The 19,982-nt window shown below is 64.6% G+C and carries 17 protein-coding genes; 7 read left to right on the top strand and 10 right to left on the bottom strand.

What is annotated here, in order from left to right; all coding sequences use genetic code 11:
• Positions 1-49: 49 nt before the first annotated feature.
• Positions 50-1,081 carry a cysteine synthase A gene (locus JKG68_RS04995; RefSeq protein WP_202056467.1) on the bottom strand — a complete coding sequence of 344 codons (1,032 nt, stop codon included), beginning with the start codon at positions 1,079-1,081 and terminating at the stop codon, positions 50-52.
• Positions 1,082-1,292: 211 nt separating this feature from the next.
• Between JKG68_RS04995 and JKG68_RS04990 the strand changes: the two genes are divergently transcribed.
• The gene (locus tag JKG68_RS04990) at positions 1,293-2,528 is read left to right on the top strand and encodes a YeeE/YedE family protein (RefSeq protein WP_202056465.1); all 1,236 of its coding nucleotides are present in this window, start codon (positions 1,293-1,295) and stop codon (positions 2,526-2,528) included.
• 209 nt (positions 2,529-2,737) lie between these two features.
• Positions 2,738-4,270 (top strand): adenylate/guanylate cyclase domain-containing protein, encoded by a 1,533-nt coding sequence (locus JKG68_RS04985; RefSeq protein WP_246515102.1) that lies wholly within the window; start codon positions 2,738-2,740, stop codon positions 4,268-4,270.
• A 14-nt stretch (positions 4,271-4,284) separates the two neighbouring features.
• Here JKG68_RS04985 and JKG68_RS04980 read toward each other — a convergent pair whose 3' ends face one another.
• The 3 genes from JKG68_RS04980 to JKG68_RS04975 form a co-directional block, all read right to left on the bottom strand.
• Complete coding sequence (locus JKG68_RS04980) at positions 4,285-4,917, bottom strand: DsbA family oxidoreductase (protein ID WP_202056460.1); 633 nt, start codon at positions 4,915-4,917, stop codon at positions 4,285-4,287.
• 26 nt (positions 4,918-4,943) lie between these two features.
• Positions 4,944-5,069: a hypothetical protein gene (locus tag JKG68_RS34195; protein ID WP_281399068.1), complete on the bottom strand. Its 126-nt coding sequence runs from the start codon at positions 5,067-5,069 to the stop codon at positions 4,944-4,946.
• Between the two features lie 99 nt (positions 5,070-5,168).
• Positions 5,169-5,819 carry an MBL fold metallo-hydrolase gene (locus tag JKG68_RS04975; protein ID WP_202056458.1) on the bottom strand — a complete coding sequence of 217 codons (651 nt, stop codon included), beginning with the start codon at positions 5,817-5,819 and terminating at the stop codon, positions 5,169-5,171.
• 144 nt (positions 5,820-5,963) lie between these two features.
• On the opposite strand from JKG68_RS04975, the gene JKG68_RS04970 reads away from it, so the two are divergent.
• A complete protein-coding gene (locus JKG68_RS04970; protein WP_202056456.1) occupies positions 5,964-7,076 on the top strand; it encodes an S-(hydroxymethyl)glutathione dehydrogenase/class III alcohol dehydrogenase in 1,113 nt (370 codons plus the stop codon).
• Positions 7,077-7,091: 15 nt separating this feature from the next.
• Positions 7,092-7,937 carry an S-formylglutathione hydrolase gene (gene fghA, locus JKG68_RS04965; RefSeq protein ID WP_202056450.1) on the top strand — a complete coding sequence of 282 codons (846 nt, stop codon included), beginning with the start codon at positions 7,092-7,094 and terminating at the stop codon, positions 7,935-7,937.
• Positions 7,938-7,964: 27 nt separating this feature from the next.
• Here fghA and JKG68_RS04960 read toward each other — a convergent pair whose 3' ends face one another.
• On the bottom strand, positions 7,965-8,540 hold the full coding sequence (locus JKG68_RS04960; RefSeq protein WP_312890732.1) for an NUDIX domain-containing protein: 576 nt from the start codon (positions 8,538-8,540) through the stop codon (positions 7,965-7,967).
• Between the two features lie 135 nt (positions 8,541-8,675).
• Here JKG68_RS04960 and JKG68_RS04955 point away from each other — a divergent pair, with 135 nt between their 5' ends.
• Both JKG68_RS04955 and JKG68_RS04950 read left to right on the top strand, forming a co-directional pair.
• On the top strand, positions 8,676-9,500 hold the full coding sequence (locus JKG68_RS04955) for an SIR2 family NAD-dependent protein deacylase (RefSeq protein WP_202056448.1): 825 nt from the start codon (positions 8,676-8,678) through the stop codon (positions 9,498-9,500).
• 57 nt (positions 9,501-9,557) lie between these two features.
• Positions 9,558-10,880: an AmpG family muropeptide MFS transporter gene (locus tag JKG68_RS04950; RefSeq protein WP_246515100.1), complete on the top strand. Its 1,323-nt coding sequence runs from the start codon at positions 9,558-9,560 to the stop codon at positions 10,878-10,880.
• Between the two features lie 157 nt (positions 10,881-11,037).
• Here the strand turns inward: JKG68_RS04950 and JKG68_RS04945 are convergent, their stop codons facing one another.
• The 4 genes from JKG68_RS04945 to xylF all read right to left on the bottom strand — a co-directional run bounded on the left by JKG68_RS04945 (position 11,038) and on the right by xylF (position 15,241).
• Positions 11,038-11,790, bottom strand: coding sequence for an SDR family NAD(P)-dependent oxidoreductase (locus tag JKG68_RS04945; protein ID WP_202056446.1), 753 nt, complete (start codon positions 11,788-11,790; stop codon positions 11,038-11,040).
• Positions 11,791-11,944: 154 nt separating this feature from the next.
• The gene (locus tag JKG68_RS04940; protein WP_202056445.1) at positions 11,945-12,724 is read right to left on the bottom strand and encodes an ATP-binding cassette domain-containing protein; all 780 of its coding nucleotides are present in this window, start codon (positions 12,722-12,724) and stop codon (positions 11,945-11,947) included.
• A gap of 13 nt (positions 12,725-12,737) precedes the next feature.
• Positions 12,738-14,036: a sugar ABC transporter permease gene (locus JKG68_RS04935; protein ID WP_202056442.1), complete on the bottom strand. Its 1,299-nt coding sequence runs from the start codon at positions 14,034-14,036 to the stop codon at positions 12,738-12,740.
• A 161-nt stretch (positions 14,037-14,197) separates the two neighbouring features.
• Positions 14,198-15,241 (bottom strand): D-xylose ABC transporter substrate-binding protein, encoded by a 1,044-nt coding sequence (gene xylF / locus JKG68_RS04930; RefSeq protein ID WP_202056441.1) that lies wholly within the window; start codon positions 15,239-15,241, stop codon positions 14,198-14,200.
• 247 nt (positions 15,242-15,488) lie between these two features.
• On the opposite strand from xylF, the gene JKG68_RS04925 reads away from it, so the two are divergent.
• A complete protein-coding gene (locus JKG68_RS04925; protein ID WP_202056439.1) occupies positions 15,489-16,691 on the top strand; it encodes an ROK family protein in 1,203 nt (400 codons plus the stop codon).
• A gap of 109 nt (positions 16,692-16,800) precedes the next feature.
• Here the strand turns inward: JKG68_RS04925 and JKG68_RS04920 are convergent, their stop codons facing one another.
• On the bottom strand, positions 16,801-19,257 hold the full coding sequence (locus tag JKG68_RS04920) for a calcium-binding protein (protein WP_202056438.1): 2,457 nt from the start codon (positions 19,255-19,257) through the stop codon (positions 16,801-16,803).
• Positions 19,258-19,982 lie beyond the last annotated feature (725 nt).

Raw genomic sequence — 19,982 nt, 5'->3', positions numbered from 1 at the left:
GACGCGGCATGTGTCCCGTACGCTGCAATATGCCGGAGACGCTCCCAGGCTAAACGAGCCCCGGATCGATGGTGCTGCGCCTTTCGAGCCATTGTGGAACAGGCAGGTTCTTCGAGCGCAGGAATTCCGGGTTGAAGAGCTTGGACTGATAGCGCGTGCCGGAGTCGCACAGCACGGTGACGATGGTGTGTCCAGGTCCCAGATGCCGGGCGAGCCGGATCGCGCCGGCAACATTGATGCCCGAGGATCCGCCGAGGCACAGCCCCTCATGCTCCAGCAGGTCGAAGATGATCGGCACGGCTTCCTCGTCCGGGATCTGGAACGCCACGTCGATCGGCGCACCCTCCAGGTTCGCGGTGATCCGGCCCTGACCGATGCCTTCCGTGATCGAGGATCCCGTCGATTTCAGCTCGCCGGCGGTGTAGTAGCTGTGGAGGGCAGCGCCCATGGGGTCGGCAAGACCGATGGCGATCCTCGGGTTGCGCTCCTTCAAGGCCATGCCGGTGCCGGCCAGCGTGCCGCCCGTGCCGACCGCGCAGATGAAGCCGTCGACCTTGCCCTCCGTCTGCTCCCAGATCTCCGGGCCGGTCGTCTCGATATGCGCCTGCCGGTTCGCCACGTTGTCGAACTGGTTCGCCCAGATCGCTCCATTCGGCTCCGACGCCGCGAGGCGCTCCGCCAAGCGGCCTGACACCTTCACGTAGTTGTTGGGATTGGCATAGGGCACCGCAGGCACTTCGATCAGCTCGGCGCCTGCAAGCCGCAGCATGTCTTTCTTCTCCTGGCTCTGCGTCTCCGGGATCACGATGACCGTCCTGAAGCCCAGCGCATTGGCCACCAGCGCCAAGCCGATGCCGGTATTGCCCGCCGTGCCCTCGACGATCACGCCGCCCGGCCGCAGGGCTCCGCGCCGGACCGCATCCTGGATGATGAAGAGCGCCGCCCGATCCTTCACGGACTGACCCGGATTCATGAATTCCGCCTTGCCCAGAATGGTGCAGCCGGTGAGCTCGGATGCGCGGCGCAGCCGGATGAGAGGCGTGTGGCCGATGGCGGCGGGAACGTCGGGCTGGATGGTCATGGGTCAAATACCGGTTCGAGGGGCGTCGCGGGAGCTGGAGAGCTGGATGTAGGACATCCGGCGCGGATGGTCAGGCCTCTTATTCACGATTATATACGTGGATGAATTCTATAATACAGCCCTTGACGTTCTTTTTAAAGAACCACACATTCGGCTGGCGAGGCGCATGAGGCACCTGGCACCGATCACCCACGCAGCTTCAGGAACGATCATGTCTAGCTCTGCAGTGGCTTCGCCTCTTTCCGCTGGAAACCGCGCGAGCTTGAACATCAATGCGCCGGCCTCCTTTGCGGCCGCAGCCGGCATCATCGGGGGCGCGGCTCTTCTGGGCGCCATCATCAATCCCCGTCAGGCTGCTCTCTATGTGCTCGGGGCGGCGCTCGGTCTCGTGCTCTACCACGCGGCTTTCGGCTTCACCTCGGCCTGGCGCGTGTTCATCGCGGATCGCCGCGGCGAGGGCTTGCGGGCTCAGATGGTGATGCTTGCCATCGCGTCCGTCCTGTTCTTCCCAGTTCTCGCCTCCGGCTTCCTGTTCGGCCAGCCGGTTTCGGGCAACGTGTCGCCCGCCGGCATCGGGGTGGTCTTCGGTGCCTTCATTTTCGGCATCGGCATGCAGATGGGCGGAGGCTGCGCCTCGGGCACGCTTTACACGGTGGGTGGCGGCTCCACGCGCATGCTGATCACGCTCGCGGCTTTCGTCGCCGGCTCCGCCATCGGCGCGGCCCATCTGCACTGGTGGACCGCGCTGCCGAGCCTGCCGGCGATCTCCATCGTCCAGGCCTGGGGTCCGTGGCCGGCGCTTGCCGTGCAGCTTGCCGTGTTCGCCCTCATCGCCGCCGTCACGGTTCTGTTCGAGAAGCGCCGCCATGGCCGGCTCATCACCGCCGATCCGTCACCCCGTCAGGGCCTCGCGCGCTTCCTGCGCGGCCCCTGGCCGCTGGTGGCGGGCGCAGTGGCGCTGGCGCTGCTGAACTTCGCGACGCTCTACCTTGCAGGCCGCCCCTGGGGCGTGACCTCCGCCTTCGCGCTCTGGGGCTCGAAGATCGCAGCCGGCATCGGCTTCGATGTGGCGAGCTGGCCCTACTGGTCCTCGCCGGCCCGTCAGGCCGAGCTGAACGGCAGCATCTTCAAAGACGTGACGACGGTAATGGATTTCGGCATCATTCTCGGCGCCCTGCTGGCCGCAGCGCTGGCAGGCCGTTTTGCGCCCGTGTGGAAGATCCCGCTGCGCTCGGCCGTCGCGGCCATCGTCGGCGGCCTGCTCCTCGGCTACGGGGCCAGGCTCGCCTACGGGTGCAACATCGGCGCTTATTTCTCCGGCATCGCCTCAGGCAGCTTGCACGGTTGGGTCTGGCTGGTGGCCGCCTTTGCGGGCAATGTCATCGGCACACGGGTGCGTCCCTTCTTCGGCCTCGAAGTGGAGCGCGTGAAGCTCACGGGCTGCTGAGCGGACACGAAGTCTCTTCGGCCCACCTGAAGAGCCTTTCTCGACGAAGCAGCAATTCGGTGTATGCCCTCAAAGCCCCTCCTTTCAAAGGGTTGCGCGCCGGCAAAAGGACCCATAGGCTCTCCAGGATAGGCGTCACTCAATCGCGTTGAACTGGAACGGCGATGTTTGGGTTGAGCAGGAGGATCCTTCCTCAGCAGGAGAGAGCCATGGGGCCTCTCCTGATAGGGTCCCTCGTTGTCAGCCTTCTGGGTCTCCCGATCGCCGCCTGGCTCGACCTGCGGGCTCTGTCCGAGCGCATGCTGCGGACGCAGGCCGATGAGATCAGCCGGATCATCGACGAGGTGCGCGGGTTCTACGGCAGCGATGTGGTCGGGCGCATTCTTCCGGCCGCCGGGCCGATCACGGTCACGCACAACTATCGCGACGTGGACGGCGCCGTTCCGATCCCCGCAACCCTCTCCATCGAACTCGGCAAGCGCATCAGCGGCGTGAACGGCACCGTGAGATATCGCTTCGTCTCCGACCTGCCCTTCAAGGGACGCGAGCCGCACCATATCGACAGCTTCGAGCAAGCGGCCCTTTCGCGCCTGAGGGCCGATCCCAAGCAGCCTGTGATCGATATCTCGGGATCCTTCCTGGAGCGACGAGTGCGCACGGCGGCACCCGTCACCATGGGAGCGGTCTGCGTCTCCTGCCACAACACGCATCCCGATAGCCCCAAGCATGACTGGAAGGTTGGCGACGTTCGCGGCATCCAGGAGATCTCCGTCGTTCAGCCCATCGCCGGGAACGTTCTCTCGTTCAAGTTTCTGCTGTCCTACTTCGCCTTCGTCGCGACGGCAGGCCTGATCCTGATCGTTCTGCAGCGCCGTCAGACAAGGCTGATCCGCGGCATGAACCGGGAATTGTCGGACGCCAACGATTTCCTGGCCGGCGTGTCGGCAAAGCTCGCAAAATATCTCTCGCCTCAGGTCTACAAGAGCATCTTCAGCGGCGAGAAGGACGTGGCCATCGAGACCGATCGCAAGAAGCTGACGATCTTCTTCTCGGACATCAAGGACTTCACCGCCATTTCCGAGCGGCTGCAGCCTGAGGATCTGACGGCCCTCCTGAACGAGTACTTCACCGAGATGTCCGCCATCGCCCTTCGTCATGGGGGCACGGTCGACAAGTTCATCGGAGACGCGATCCTCGTCTTCTTCGGCGATCCCGAAACGAAGGGTGTCACGGAGGATGCCCGCGCCTGCCTGCGCATGGCGGTCGAGATGCAGCAACGCCTTGAAGTGTTGAGCGCCCAGTGGCGGCAGCGAGGCATCGAGCAGCCGTTCTGTGCCCGCATGGGGATCAACACAGGCTACTGCAACGTGGGCAATTTCGGCAGCAACGACCGGATGGAGTACACGATCATCGGGGCCGCCGCGAACCTTGCCGCGCGGCTGCAGTCGATCGCGGAGCCGGGAGGCATCTGCCTCAGCTACGAAACCTACGCCCTGGTGCGCGATCTGGTGGAGGCGCAGCCTCTTGCGCCCATCGTCATGAAAGGCCTGAGCCGGGAGATCATTCCTTATGCGGTGAAGGGCTGGTCAGGGGAGGTATCCGGCAGGTCCCAGGTCATCAGGGAGCAAACGCCAGGGCTCGATCTGTTCGTCGACCCGGATGCCATGAGCGAGAGCGGCGTCGAGCAGGCCAAGAGGCGCCTGACCGAGGCGCTCGCCGTGCTGAACCTGCGAACGAGTTGATCGGATCCTGGACCCTAGCTTTGCGCCTTGCCCTCCTGTTGAGCGCGCGTGATCGCCCCGATCACGGTTTCATATGGCTGTGCGCCGGAGACGAGGTAGGCCTGTTCCCCGGCAGCGATGATCAGGGCGGGAACGCCGGAAATGCCGATCTCCCGCGCCATCTTCTCGTCTTCGAGCACCCTCTGCGCAAAGCGGCCGCTCGCAAGGGCCCGGCTCAGGCCCTCGGGATCGAGCCCGACGGATTGCCCGACCTCCAGCAGAACCCCCGTGTCGGCCAGATCGCGCCCATCCTGAAAGAAGGCCTTGAACAGGGCCAGGTTCATGGCATCGAGCTTGCCGCTCTCGCGGGCGAACTCGGCCGCCTCATGGGCCTTGCGGCTGCGGGGCTGCACCGGCGGCAGCTTCATTGCAAGGCCGCGATCCTGCGCCATGGGGTAAACGGACTGGTTCCAGACCCGGTGCAGGTATTCCGCGTTTGGATCGAGCGTCGGCTCCGGTTCGGGGCGCAGCTCGAAGGCGCGCCAGTCGATCACCACACTGTCCCCGAGTTCCCCCTGCACGCGTTCCAGGACAGGACGCTCAAGATAGCAGAACGGGCAGACATAGTCGCTCCAGACCAGGATATGGACAGGGGTGTCTTGGGGCATGAGCGCTCTCCTTGGGCGTCAACGCATCAGGCTCGTGCAGGTTTGCCCAAATCCCGATCTTCCGGCCTGAGCCCCTTGATCAGGCCTCCCAGCGCCATGAAGTCGCCTTTGCGAGCGGATGTGCGGCGCCAGGCGAGACCGATGGTGCGCATGGGCGCCTCATAAGCGGCATGGCCGCTGGAGGGGAAGGGAATCCGATTGCACGCACAGCGCCATAAACTCCCCTTCCCTCGCCTGGGATGACAGGCGCGTCAGAGCAACCCCTCACCCTGCAGGTAAGGATTCGTCTGCCGCTCCCGTCCGATGGTGCTCGTCGGGCCATGGCCGCAGATGAACGCGATGTCGTCGCCGAGCGGCAGGAGCTTGTCCTTAATCGAGCGGATCAGCGCCTTGCCGTCGCCGCCGGGCAGATCCACCCGGCCGACGGAGCCCTGGAAGAGCACGTCGCCCACAAGAGCAAAGCGCTGATCCTTCGATACGAGAACGACGCTGCCCGGCGAGTGGCCGGGGCAGTGGAGCACGTCGAGGGTGAGATCGCCGACGCTCACCGTATCGCCCTCGTTCAGCCAGCGGTCCGGTGTGACGGGCCGCGCCTCGAAACCGTAGTTCCGCCCCTGCTCCGCGAGGCGGTCGAGCAGGAAGCGATCCGCCTCGTGCGGGCCCTCGACCGGAACGCCAAGCTCGTCCCGCAGCTCGGCTGCCCCGCCCGCATGATCGATATGGCCATGGGTGAGGATGATCTTCTCGACGGTGGCGCCGCTTTGCGCGATGGCCTGACGGATGCGGTCGAGATCGCCGCCCGGATCGATCACGGCGGCCTTCCTGGTCTTCTCGCACCACAGCAATGTGCAGTTCTGCTGAAAGGGCGTGACGGGAATGATGGCGGCGCGAACGTCTGGCACAACGGTTTCCTTCGTGTCTGTGCGATCACAGATAGGCTCTGCGGCCAACCAAGGGAAGGCGCGGCCATTGCGGCCGCTTCACTTGACCTTGCGTTGCCCCGGTTCGCATAGTCCCCTCATCGAATCATCAGCGAGGACACGAGCATGGAAACCAGGGCCGCCGTGGCGTGGGAGGCTGGCAAGCCCCTCACCATCGAGACCATCCGCATCGAAGGCCCGAAGGCCGGCGAGGTGCTCGTGGAGGTGATGGCGACCGGCGTGTGCCACACGGATGCCTACACCCTCTCGGGCCTGGACTCGGAAGGCAAGTTCCCGGCAATCCTCGGCCATGAAGGCGCCGGCATCGTGCGCGAGGTCGGGCCCGGCGTCACCACCTTGAAGCCCGGCGATCACGTGATCCCGCTCTACACGCCCGAGTGCCGCAACTGCAAATCCTGCCTGTCGCGCCGCACCAATCTGTGCACCGCCATCCGTTCCACGCAAGGCCAGGGCCTCATGCCCGACGGCACCAGCCGCTTCCGCTGCGAGGGCGAGACGGTGTTCCACTACATGGGCTGCTCGACATTCGCCAACTTCACCGTGCTGCCGGAGATCGCGCTCGCCAAGGTTCGCGAGGACGCGCCCTTCGACAAGATCTGCTATATCGGCTGCGGCGTCACCACAGGCATCGGCGCCGTGATCTACACCGCCAAGGTGTGGCCGGGCGCGAATGTGGTGGTGTTCGGCCTCGGCGGCATCGGCCTCAACGTGATCCAGGGTGCCCGCATGGTCGGTGCCGACAAGATCATCGGCGTCGACATCAACCCGGCCAAGGTCGAGATGGCGAAGAAGTTCGGCATGACCGATTTCATCAACCCCAACGAGGTCGGCACCGATAAGGTTGTGCAGGCCATCGTCGACATCACCGGTGGCGGAGCGGACTTCTCGTTCGATGCCACCGGCAATGTGAACGTGATGCGCCAGGCGCTCGAATGCTGCCACCGCGGCTGGGGCGAGAGCATCATCATCGGCGTGGCGGAAGCAGGCCGGGAGATCGCCACCCGTCCGTTCCAGCTCGTCACCGGCCGTGTCTGGAAGGGCACGGCCTTCGGCGGCGCGCGCGGCCGCACAGACGTGCCGAAGATCGTGGACTGGTACATGGAGGGCAAGATCAACATCGACGACCTGATCACTCACACCATGCCTCTCGACGAGATCAACACCGCCTTCGACCTCATGCACGAGGGCAAGTCGATCCGCTCCGTCGTCGTCTACTGATCCGGGAGCAGATCATTGAGTTTCGAGACCGTCTCGCAAGCGCGCTGCTTTGGCGGCACGCAGTTCGTCTACCGTCATGCTTCCCGCGAAACGAACACGCCCATGCGCCTGGCCGTCTTTGTCCCTCCGCAGGCCGAAAGGGCCAAGGTGCCGGTGGTGTGGTTTCTCTCCGGGCTCACCTGCACGGAGGAGAACTTTACCGTAAAGGCCGGCGCGCAGCGGGCAGCCTCGGAACTCGGCCTGATGCTGATCGCTCCCGATACCAGCCCGCGCGGTGAAGGTGTGCCGGATGATCCAGAGGGCGCTTACGATTTCGGCCTCGGCGCGGGCTTCTATGTGGATGCGGTCGAGGCCCCCTGGGCCAAGCACTACCGCATGCGCTCCTACATCGAGCGCGAGCTGCCGGATCTCATCGCCGAGAACCTGCCTGCCGATATGAGCCGGCAGGGCATCACCGGCCATTCCATGGGCGGGCATGGGGCGCTGACCATCGCGCTCCGCAACCCCGACCGCTTCAAGGCAGTCTCGGCCTTTGCGCCCATCGCGTCGCCCCTGAACTGCCCCTGGGGCGAGAAGGCGTTGTCGGGCTACATCGGCTCCGACCGCTCCGCCTGGCGGGATTACGACGCCTGCGCGCTCATCGAGGGCGGCGCGCGCCTGCCGGACCTCCTAGTCGATCAGGGCACCGCCGACAGTTTCCTGGACAGCCAGCTCAAGCCCCAGCTGCTGGAGGAGGCCTGCGCCAGGGCCGGGCAACCCCTGACCCTGCGCCGCCAGGAGGGCTACGACCACTCCTACTTCTTCATCGCGAGCTTCATCGAAGACCACCTGCGCTGGCATGCCCGGCGGCTTGGCGCGTAAACCTCGGCGAAACCTGGGAACGGCCCCTCAGCCCTTCCCGAACAGCTCCGGGCGCCTGAGCTGCAAAGCCTGGATCAGGACCAGCGTCTTCATGTCCGTGATGGCGCCCTGCTCCAGCATCGCCATGAGTTCGTCGAGGCCGATTTCCAGCACCTCGATGTCCTCGTGCTCCTCGGCCAGGCCGCCGCCCTCCCCCACCCGGTCGGCGCTCGTGTAGGGGGCCAGGAACAGGTGCAGGCGCTCCGTGGTGATGCCGGGGGTGGACCATGCGGCCGCCACCTTTTCCAGATCGCGCAGGCGAAGGCCCGCCTCCTCCATGGCCTCGCGCCTGGCGCAGGCCTCGGGCGCGTCCTCGTCGAGGAGGCCCGCCACGGCCTCCAGGACATCGGGTTGCCCCTCCACATGCATGACGGGCGCGCGGAACTGCCGGACCAGGATGACCTTGCGCGCTTCAGGATCGTAAGGAAGCACGGCGGCGGCATCGGCGCTGTTCAGGACTTCCCGCGCCATGGTCCGGCCATCCGGCATCTCGACCGTGAGCTTGAGGAGCTTGCGCCATCCCTCATGGAGGGTTTCGATCTGTTTGATCCGGTAGCCTGTCACGTCCCTGTTTCTCCTGCTCGATAGGTCCAAGCCTCAAGACAACACACGAAACGCCCAAGTTATCCCTTCCGGCCCGATTGAAGCCGACTGCGCGTTTTGCGCGTTAAGGGCAGGAGGCCACGACAGGAGAGGTGCGTGCTGGAAGACCTGGTTGCAGCCATCAGAAAGCGGCGGGCTATCCTATTCGCCGGCGCCGGCGTCTCGATGACCGTGGGCCTGCCCTCCTGGGGAACCCTGATCGAGCATATCGCGGACGAGCTGGAGATCGACCTGTCGGAGTTCAAGGGAACGGACCTGAACTACCTGACGCTTGCCGAATACTACCGGCTCAAGCAGGGGAGCATCGGCCCCTTGCGCAGCTGGATGGACCGGAACTGGACGATCCCCGAGGACACCCTCAAGGCTTCCCGCGTTCACGAGCTCATCTGCAGGCTCGACTTTCCCATCGTCTACACCACCAACTTCGACCGGAATCTCGAAACCGCCTTCGAGCTCCACGGCAAGGACTACGTGAAGGTCGTCAACGCCAAGGACGTCGCCCGCGTTCGCGAGGGCGTGCCGCAGATCGTGAAGTACCATGGCGACTTCGACGACGACGGGTCCATCGTGATCGCAGAAACGGACTATCTCGAGCGCCTGTCCTTCGAATCGCCCTTGGACATCAAGTTCCGGTCCGACGCCCTCGGCAAGACCATCCTGTTCATCGGCTACAGCATGACGGACCTGAACATCCGCTTCCTCATGCACCGGCTCTGGAAGACCTGGGCCGGCTCCGGCTACGAGCGGGACCGGCCGCAATCCTACGTGTTCATGCTGCGCCCGAACCCCGTGGAGCAGGCGGTTCTGGAGCAATGGGGCCTGCAGGTTCTGATGGAGCGGGACTGCCCGCCAGAAGAGGCTCTGGAGACCTTTCTGACCAAGCTGAGCGATGCGGTCGAGAGCGAGGAGGCCGGCGTCTGATTTTGCATCGGCAGCGCCTTGTGCCAAGGTGGCCCCTTTCCTTGCACCAGTGATTACATGGCCGCTTCACCCAAACGCCGTCTTTCGTTCCGCGACGTCCTGACCGACGGACGCATCGCCCTCATGCTGCCCTTGGGGTTCTCGTCGGGGCTGCCCTTCCTGCTCGTGTTCGGCACGCTTTCGGCCTGGCTGCGGGAGGCCGGGATCTCGCGCACCGAGATCGGGATGCTGAGCTGGGTGGCCCTGGCCTATTCATTCAAGTTCCTGTGGGCCCCAATCGTCGACCGCTACGATGTGCCGGCTCTCGCACGGCTTCTCGGGCGGCGGCGCGGGTGGATGGCCTTGTCGCAGATCGTCACCGCCCTCGGCCTCGTCGGCATCGCCGTCAGCAGCCCGCAGACGAGCCTTCCCGTCACCATTGCGTCGGCTCTTCTGGTCGCCTTCGCATCGGCGACGCAGGATGTCGTCGTGGACGGCTGGCGCATCGACGTGGCCTCCACCGAGCAACAGGGCATGATGGCGGCCTCATACCAGCTCGGCTACCGGCTGGCGCTCATCTGCGCCGGTGCCGGCGCGCTCTACATCGCGGAGTTCGTGAACTGGCGCAGCGCCTACCTTGCCATGGCGGCGCTCATGGGTGTCGGCCTCCTCGGCACGCTGCTTGCCCCGCGTGTCGACGAGAGCGCCGAGCGCAAACACCTTCCTTTCAGCGCAGCGATCACCGAGCCCCTGGCCGACCTCTTTCGCCGCAAGGGACTGATCCTCATCCCGATCCTTGCGCTCATCGCCTGCTTCCGCCTGCCGGACTTCGTCGCCGGCGTCATGGCGAACCCGCTCTACATCGATCTCGGCTTCTCCAAGACAGACATCGCCAACGTGTCGAAACTCTACGGCGTCTGGGTAGGCATCATCGGCGCCTTCGCGGGCGGATTGGCGCTTACGCGACTTGGCCTATGGTGGACCCTGCTCGTCGGCGCCGTCATTGCAGCCTCCTCGAACCTGATGTTCGCTTGGCTTGCTACGGAAGGAGCGCGGCTGGATCTTCTCACGCTGACCATCAGCTTCGACAATTTCGCCGCCGGCTTCGCAGGATCCGCCCTGATCGCCTACATGTCCGGGCTCACCTCACCGGGCTTCGCCGCCACGCAATATGCGCTCCTGAGCTCGCTCTATGCTCTGCCGGGCAAGCTCATCGGCGGCGCATCGGGTGCGGTCGTGGATGCCTATGGGTACCCACTGCTGTTCACCGCAACCGCCAGCATCGGCGTCCCCCTGGTGATTCTGTGCTTCATCGTCAGACGCGACACGATGAGGACGGTTCGGGAGAAGGACGAGGTGCAGGAGGACGTTCCTGCTGTGGGCATAGGATCGCGCGCATAAATCACCCAGTGATCCCGGGGCTGCGCAGCAGAGCCCGGGATCGGTGGACGAGAGTGGCGCCGGAACACCTCTCCCCGGCGGGGAGAGGCGGGAGTCACATCCTGCACCTGCTCCCGAATCGCCTGCGTCGTCCGGGATGACGTGCGATCAAGCGCCACTAAACCCAGCCGCCATCCACCAGATAGGTCTGAGCCGACATGGCGCTGGAATCGTCCGAGCCGAGGAAGAGCGTGAAGTTGGCGATGTCCTGCGGCACGAGCTTGCGCTTCACGCATTGGCGCTTGAGCAGCTCCTTCTCGCCCTCGGGCGTGAGCCACAGGTCGATCTGGCGCTGGGTCATGATCCAGCCCGGCACCAGGCAGTTGACGCGGATATTTCTATCGCCCAGCTCCCGCGCCAGTGCCCGGGTGAGGCCGACCACGGCGGATTTTGCGGTCTTGTAGGCCGCGAAGGCATCGTCGCTCACCATGTAGCTCGTCGAGCCCATGTTGATGATCGATCCGCCGCCCGCCTTCTCCATGTCCGGCAGCACGGCCTGCGCCGCGAAGAACTGGTGGTCGAGATTGGTGGCAAAGCGCTCGCGCCAGTACTCGGGCGTCACCTCATCAATGGTGTGGCGGTCGTCGCGGGCTGCGTTGTTGACAAGGATCGTGATGGGACCGACGGCACCGCTCGCACGGCGGATCGCAGCTTGCAGGGCGGGAATGTCGCGCACATCGCTGTGCTCGAAATGCACGCCCTCGCCGAGCTCCTTCGCCAGGGCTTGGCCCGCCTCGGCATTGTAGTCGAGAACTGCCACCTTGCTGCCTTGCGCATGGAACGAGCGCACGATGCTCTCGCCGATGCCGCTCGCGCCGCCGGTGATGAGAACGGTCTTGCCTTTCAGGGAGCCGTAAACTGTCTGGGTCATCAAATCCTCACTTATGCTCATCGGTAACGCCATCATCCTGGGGCTGGAAGCAGAACCCGGGATCGGCTTCGAAACATTTCACGCCATGGCCGGGCTTGGCGCGGCCATGGAGATTTGAAAAGCGCCATGCTCCGTCCGGGATGACGATAAACCTTCAGCTCGCGCCCGGTCCTGGCGTCGCACCGGGTGGGCACTTGCCGAGGATGATCATGCCGAGCACCTCGTCCTGGGTCACGTCCTGCACGCTGGCGGAGCCCACAAGCTTGCCGTTCTTCATCACGCTCACCCGGTCGGCCAGGCCGAACACGTCGTGGATGTCGTGGCTGATGAGGAAGATGCCGATGCCTTCCTTCTTCAGCTGCAGCACGAGGTCGGCCACCTGCTGCGTCTCGGCCGGACCCAGCGCCGCCGTGGGCTCGTCCATGATGAGCACGCGGGCGTTGAAGTAGATCGCGCGCGCAATCGCCACCGACTGGCGCTGGCCGCCCGATAGCGCCTTCACGGGCTCCTTGAAGCGGCGGAAATGCGGGTTGAGCCGCGCCATCACCTTGCGGGTCTCGGCTTCCATCGTCGCGTCGTCGAGGGTGCCGTAGGGCGTGAGCACCTCGCGGCCGAGGAAGATGTTGCCGGCCGCATCGATGTTGTCGGCGAGCGCCAGGGTCTGGTAGATCGTCTCGATCCCGTAGCGCTTGGCGTCGCGCGGCGTCGCTATGTCGGCGTGCTCGCCGTTCACGTAGATCTCGCCTGCATCCGGCTTGTAGGCGCCGGACAGGATCTTGATCAGCGTCGATTTGCCGGCGCCGTTGTGGCCGAGCAGGCCCACCACCTCGCCGGGGCGCAGGTCGACGGACACGCCGTCCACGGCCTTGATGCCGCCGAAGGCGATGGAGATGTTGCGCATCTCGACGAGAGGCGTCGTCCCATTCGTTTGCATGGTGCGCTTGTCCTTACTTGATGCGGCGGCGATAGAGGCTGTCGACCCAAACGGCCAGCACGAGCACGGCGCCGACGACGATGTTCTGCAGGGGCGTGTCGACGCCCAGCAGCACCATGCCCGATTGCAGCGACTGCATGACCAGCGCTCCCAGGATGGCACCCGCGATGGTGCCGATGCCGCCGGCAAGCGACGTGCCGCCGATCACGGCCGAGGCGATCACGTAAAGCTCGTCGAGCGAGCCGGCCGCGTTCGTCGCCGCGTTCAGGCGTGCCGTCGAGATGCAGGCGGAGATGCCGCACAGGAGGCCCATCAGGCCGAACACCTTCATCAGGGTCCAGCGGGTGTTGATGCCCGACAGTTCGGCCGCTTCCGGATTGCCGCCGATGGCGAATACATAGCGGCCGAATCTCCGGCGCGTGGCGATGAAAGTCATGACCAGGCCGACCGCAACGGCGATGAGCACCGGAAGCGCAATGCCATGGGGGATGAACAATCCGCCCTCGGGCCATGCGATGCCGTTGGCCTCGGCCCAGCGGCGGGCTGTGCCGGCCGGCAGCGGATAGGCATTGGCGATGGCGGCCGCAGCCAGCACGGCCGCGCAGGCGACAACCGCGATGGTCGCATCCGCCCAGCCGGGGCGCACCGGGAAACCGAAGCGCAGGCGGCGACGGCGGGCAAAGCCCAGGGCCACCACGATGAGCCCGCAGGCGACGGCCGCAATGATCCAGGTGGCATTGGCGCCGAGCGCCCCTTCCACGCCGCCGCCGAAGGCCTTGAAGCGCGTGTCCATGGGGGCGACCGTCTGGCCCGCCGTGACCCACCAGGCGGCACCCCGCCACACGAGCAGGCCGCCGAGGGTCACGATGAAGGACGGGATGCCCATGTAGGCAATGAGCCAGCCCTGGAAGAGCCCGATCAGCCCGCCGACCGTGATGGCGAGCAGCACGGCCAGAGGAGCGGTAAGCCAATGCTCCAGCCCGAGATAGGCCGGCAGCCACTGCACCTGCGTCACGCCGATGATCATGCCGGTGACGCCCAGGATTGCGCCGACCGAGAGGTCGATGTTGCGCGTGACGATGACCAGCACCATGCCGGTGGCCATGATCGCCACGGAGGCGGTCTGCACCGACAGGTTCCAGAGGTTGCGCGGGGTGAGAAAAACGCCGCCGGACAGGAGATCGAACCCGACCCAGATGACGGCGAGAGCCGCCAGCATGCCGAGCATGCGGACGTCGATCTCGAGCTTCGACAGGAGCGAGCCGGAGGCCGCGCTCGGGGGTGGGGCGGCAGTGGCAACGGGTGCGGTCATGACGTCACGCTGAAGGGCAATGAATTGTCATCCCCGGCAGGCGGAGCAAGGGAAGGGGATCCATGATGCAGCGCGTGCAGGCGGATCCTCTTCCCCTCCAGCGGCGTTGCCGCCTCCGGCCGGGGATGACACGGAGGCGGCTCGTTCAGGCAAAAGCCCGTTTAGTTGCAGGCCTTGACGGAGCCGGCCTTCACGCCTTGGCAGACCACGTCCTTCGAGGCCCAGCCGGCCTTGATGACCACGTCGAGGTTGTCCTTCGTGATCGCAACCGGGGTGAGGAAGAGAGCCGTCATGTTCTGCTTCTTCGGGCCGAGATTCCAGGACTTGGCGCCCTGGATTTCGGTGAGCTTCTTGCCGCCGGCCAGCTGCAGGGCGATTTCCGCTGCGTTGCGGCCGAGTTCGCGGGCATCCTTGAAGACCGTCACGGTCTGGGTGCCGAGGGCCACGCGGTTGAGCGCCGCCTTGTCGGCATCCTGGCCGGACACCGGCACGGAACCGGCAAGACCCTGCGCGCCGAGAGCCGCGATGGCACCGCCGGCGGTGCCGTCATTGGCGGCGATCACCGCGTCGATCTTGTTGTTGTTCTTGGTGAGGAACTGCTCCATGTTCCGCTGTGCGTTGGCGGGCAGCCAGCCGTCCGTGTAGGCCTCGCCCACGTTCTTGATCTTGCCGGAATCCATGGCGGCTTTCAGAACCTCCATCGAGCCCTGGAACAGGAAGTTGGCGTTCGGATCCGAGCCCGAGCCCTTGATGAAGGCATAGTTGCCCTCGGGCTTCAGCTTCAGCACCTCGCGCGCTTGGAGGCGCCCCACTTCCACGTTGTCGAAGGTGAGATAGAAGGCCTGCGGGATCTCGATGAGACGGTCGTAGCCCACCACCGCGATGCCTTCGGCCACGGCCTTCTCGACGGCGGGACGCACGGCGTCCGAGTCCTGGGCCAGGACGATCAGGGCCTTGGCGCCGCGGGCGATTAGGCTTTCGATGTCGGTGAGCTGCTTGGCGGGCGACGACTGGGCGTCGGCCGACACATAGGTGCCGCCGGCCTTCTCGACAGCGGCCTTGATGGCGGCCTCGTCGGTCTTCCAGCGCTCTTCCTGGAAGTTCGACCAGCTGACGCCGACGACCGGGCCCTTCTGGGCGAAGGCGGCGGTGGCCGAAAGGGCCAAAGCGGCAAAGCTGATCAGAGCAAGTTTCTTCGATACCATTGATTTCCTCCTGGTCGGCGCCTTTCGGGATTGCCTTTCCCGCAAGACCCTCATGCTCATGGCAGGCTGTCGACCCGAACGGGTGTCGACGAACGCGGCTCGCGCTGCCATGCTTTATTGTTCGAGCGGGGAAATAATTATCCCAAGCATTTGTGCCTTCAAGCCGGGCCGATGTTATATTTTGGTCGGATACACACTTATCCCGGAATTGTTTTATTCATCTGCTGAATAAATGGCGGCTGCGAACATGCTCCCTCTCTCCTCACGCGAAACGGCCCGGCGCCGCCTGCTCGATGCCTTGCGTCGGGAGGGGCCAATGGCGCGGGTGGAGATCGGCCAGCATCTGGGCATGAGCCCCGCCAGCGTGTCGGACCTGACGGCGAGCCTTCTGGACGAGGGAATTCTCGTTGCGGAGGAGAGCGCCGATCAGACCTCCGGCCTGATCCGCGGCCGGCCCAAGACGCGCCTGTTCTTTGCCGAGACCCTCGGCTCGGTGATCGGGGTCTGGACCGGCTTCAACCGCGTCGAGCTGCGCCTGGTGGACAGCGCCGGGCGCAACCGGGCGAGCCGCCACATCGAGCGCCCCCTGCGCAACCTCGAGGCCGAGGAGCTGATGGACGTGCTGGCGCAGACGATTGCGGCCTTTGCCCAGGACACGGGTGCCGGCACCGTGAAGGCCGTGGGCCTTGCCTGTCAGGGCTATGTGGACACGCGCGACGGGATCGTCGCCTGGAGCCCGGTGCTCGGCACCCGCGACCTGCCGCTCGCCTCGGGCTTGAGCCAGCGCCTCGGCAAGCCGGTGCTGATCGAGAACGACGCCAGCGCCATGGCCTTCGCCATCACGCAGCGCAACGCGGATCTGCGCTCCGGCCGCACCGCCTGCCTCATGGTGGGCGACGGCGTGGGCCTGGGCTTCCTGGTCCAGGGGGAGCTTTATCGCGGCGCGCGCTTCGGCAATTCCGAGTTCGGCCATGTGCGGCTGCGCCGGGGCGGGCCGCAATGCCGCTGCGGCGGGCGCGGCTGCATCGAGGCGTATCTGGCCGATTACGCCCTGCACCGGGATGCGCAGCTCATCGACCACCGCCCCGCCCCGACCCTGCTGCTGCCGGGAGAGGACGCCATGGGCGCGGTGGTGGAGCAGGCCCGGGCGGGCGACCCCGCCCTCCTCAACCTCTTCCATGCGGCAGGCGAGGTGCTGGGCGATGCGGTGGGCATCCTGATCCAGACTTTAGAGCCCGACCACATCGTGATCTGCGGCCCCGGCACCCGCGCCATGGACCTGCTGCGCCCGTCCTTCGAGGCGGCGCTCGAAGCCCAGACGATCCCCGAACTCAGGGCCCTTGCCGCCATCCATGTGGTGGAATCCTCCATGGATCTGCTGACGGAAGGCGTGGTGATGCAGGCCCTGCGCGAACTCGATCTCGATCTCGCCCGCCTCAAGGCCGCGTGAACCCAGCCCGCCGCATCGCGGCCCCGAAGCACCGCGATGCTCTGGAGCCCGGAACGAAACGTGCCGCCACGGCTTTCGCCGGGCGGCACGTCATCGTCGGTTCAACGACTTAGATCACGAAGAAGTCGTGGTAGAAGATCTTCAGGTTCTTATCGAGGGTGGCGATCTTCACCTGCGCCTTGGAGCCGGTGCCGTCCTGGTCGTAGTACAAGGCGCCCGTCTTCTTGTCGTAGACGATCCGGTCCTCCCGGTCCTGCGCTTTCTTGCCCTCGACGAACATGTCCGAGTTGAACTTCTTCGGCTTGGAAATCGAGCCCGCCCCCAGCTTGGTGAAGATCCGGTTCTCCAGATGGAACCCGTCCTCGCGGGAGCTGAAGTCCTCGACCCGGTCCACGTTGGTGCTCTTGTTCAGCTTGGTGTCGAACACGAAGATGTCCTTGCCGCCTTCGCCGTAGAGCGTGTCGTTGCCCAGGCCGCCATACACCTTGTCGTTGCCCGATCCCGCCGTGATCCGGTCGTTGCCGGCAAGGCCCCACAGGCTGTTGCTCAAGGCGTTGCCGGTCACCGTGTTGGCAAAGTCGGACGCCGTGAGGCTCACCGCCCCGGCGCCGGCCACCAGGGTCTCCACCTCGGCCCCGGCGCTGAGCGCATAGGCGGCGGTGTTGACCATCACCGTGTCGCTGCCCTGGCCGGCCTGCTCGACCACCACATCGCTGGCATGGTCGACATAGATGAGGTCGTTGCCCACGCCGCCCGTCATGGCATCCGCGTCGCCGCCGCCCACGATCGTGTCGTTGCCGGCCTGGCCGTCGAGAGCGTTCGCGCTCGCATTGCCGGTCAGAATGTTATCGAGCTCGTTGCCGGTCAGGTTGACCGCGGCGGTGGTGGAGAGCACGATGTTCTCGATCATGGCCCCCGCGCTGAGCCTGAAGGTCGAGGTGACATACACCGTGTCGATGCCCTGGCCGGCACCGTCGACCACCGTGTCCGAGCCGTCGACATAATAGGTGTCGTCGCCCGCGCCGCCCACCAGCGTGTCGGCGCCTGCTCCACCCGTGAGCACGTCCCGGCCGTCCCCACCCTCTAGGCGGTCTGCATCGTCCCCGCCGTCCAGGTTGTCGTCGCCGACGCCACCTTGAAGGATGTCGGCGCTCACTCCGCCGATCAGGGCATCGTTGCCTGCCTCACCTTCCAGGCGGTCCGCGCCGCCAGCGCCGTTCAGGGTGTCGTTGGCGCCCCCGCCCCGCAGGATGTTGGCATCAGAGCTGCCGATTAGCGTATCGTTGTGGGCCGAGCCAATCAGGCCCTCGATCTCGAAGTACTCATCACCAGCGGCCTCACCCGATTTCGTGCCAGATGGCGCAAGTGTAGCGGACACTGCGCTTTCTGCATTGGCATAGGAGGCAAAATCGATGCCGGAATCACCCTGGAGTGCATCGCCACCGATACCACCCTCCAAAGTATCGGAACCACCATAACCAAAGAGTATGTCGTTACCAGAGCCGCCTTTAAGCACGTTAGCGACATCACCGTCACTTCCATCGAGACGGTCGTTGAAGTTTGACCCAATCAGACCTTGAATCGAGGAATAGGTATCGCCGACTGCTTCGCCCGCAAGAGCAAGCTCGCCAGAGAGGTCCGCGACAACTCGAGCAGTGGCATAGGCATAAGACGCGAAGTTGAAGCCCTCACCGCCGATGAGGTTGTCTGCGCCATCGCCTCCGTTGAGCGTATCGTTGTCCTGCCCGCCGTTCAGGGTGTCGTTGCCGAGGCCGCCGATGAGGCTGTCGTGGCCGCGGGCGCCGTAGATCTCGTCGTTGTTCCCAGCACCTCGGTCTGCCCCGCTGTAGCCGTACAGCACATCGTTCCAGGCCGTTCCCTCCAGAACCTCGATGCTGTCATAGGTATCGCCTTTGGCCTCGTTCGTGTTGATGTCTGTCGGTGCTTCGAGACTCACCGTCACGCCGACGCCTGCCCTGGAATAGGCATAGGTTGCCATATCCTTGCCTTCGCCGCCGTTGAGCAGGTCGTTGCCGGCGCCGCCGTAGAGCGCGTCGTTGCCGTTGCCGCCGTAGAGCTCATTCCGGCCGGCATTGCCGAGCAGCAAGTCGTTGTGCACCGATCCGCCCAGGTTTTCTATATTCCGATAGGTGTCGCCTGCGGCCTCTCCGGTGTTCTTGGGATCAAGGCTCGTATCGAGGCTCGCCGTCACACCTGTCGTGGCCTCCGCGTAACTGGCGATGTCGGATCCGGCGCCACCATCAAGGTAATCCTTGTCGAAACCACCAAAAAGCCGATCGTTGCCCGTTCCGCCATAAAGCGAATCGTCGCCCCTGTAGCCCTTCAGCTCGTCCACCTGATCTTCGAGATCTGTTCCGACATAGATGTCGTCGTGTCCAGAGCCATGCACGGTGACACCCTGCTCGCGGGCGTCGACGATTTGGTTATGAATAACGCCGGAGGCAGTTGAACTGTCATCCCAAACGATCGAGATGCGCCCGTCTTTCATCTCCGTGACGGAGGCAAGCCGCTGGCTCCCCTTTCTCAAGGTACCATCATTGATCAACTTGGGCTCCAAAGGTGTTCCGTCGCCCTTGACCAACTGTAGATAAACGTCTTCGTTGTTCGCGTCCCTGAGATCGTTGACGTAAACCAGAGCATACCCACCATCAAATGGTCCGTGCGTTAGAGCCGCGACTTTCGGCGGGTAACCAACGAGATTTCCGAGCCCGGTGATGCTTCCGTCTCTTACAGGGTTTCCCTGGGCGTTATAAACCTGTGTGGATACGGTTTTGACGGTACTGCTTTCGTAATGTATCCAGCTGACAACAAATCCGCCAGTAGACAAAGCTGTGATGGACGGGCTGCCGGCTTTCTGCGTTGCTGCATCGACAAGTGAAGTCGCGACGTTAATTTCATTTACAAGGACAACCTTGACAGCAGCACCTTGGAGCCAAGTGACAACATGCTTGCCGTTGGCCAGTTCAGTGACTTTGGGTTCACTGAAGCCGCTTGTTCCGGGAGCCACCTGCTGCGAAATTTTGACTGGAGGATTGGTTCCCCGCCCAAACCACACACTGCCATTCGCAACTGTGGAGGTGGTTTGCCAAACTGTAACCCAGCCGTCGTCACCGCTCGCTGCAACAGATGGCAGTGTATGTTTCTCCGACGCTTGTTGGTCGGCTATGGCCAGATTGTAAGGTCCCGAAGGGTCTGGAACCCCAGTGATTGAGAACTTCTGAGCTTGGATGCTCCTGCTGGCACCCTCCCAAGCAATTACAAAGCTGCCAT

The sequence above is a fragment of the Microvirga aerilata genome (assembly GCF_016743775.1).
Lineage (GTDB): Bacteria > Pseudomonadota > Alphaproteobacteria > Rhizobiales > Beijerinckiaceae > Microvirga > Microvirga aerilata.
This window is presented reverse-complemented; position numbering and strand designations above follow the sequence as displayed.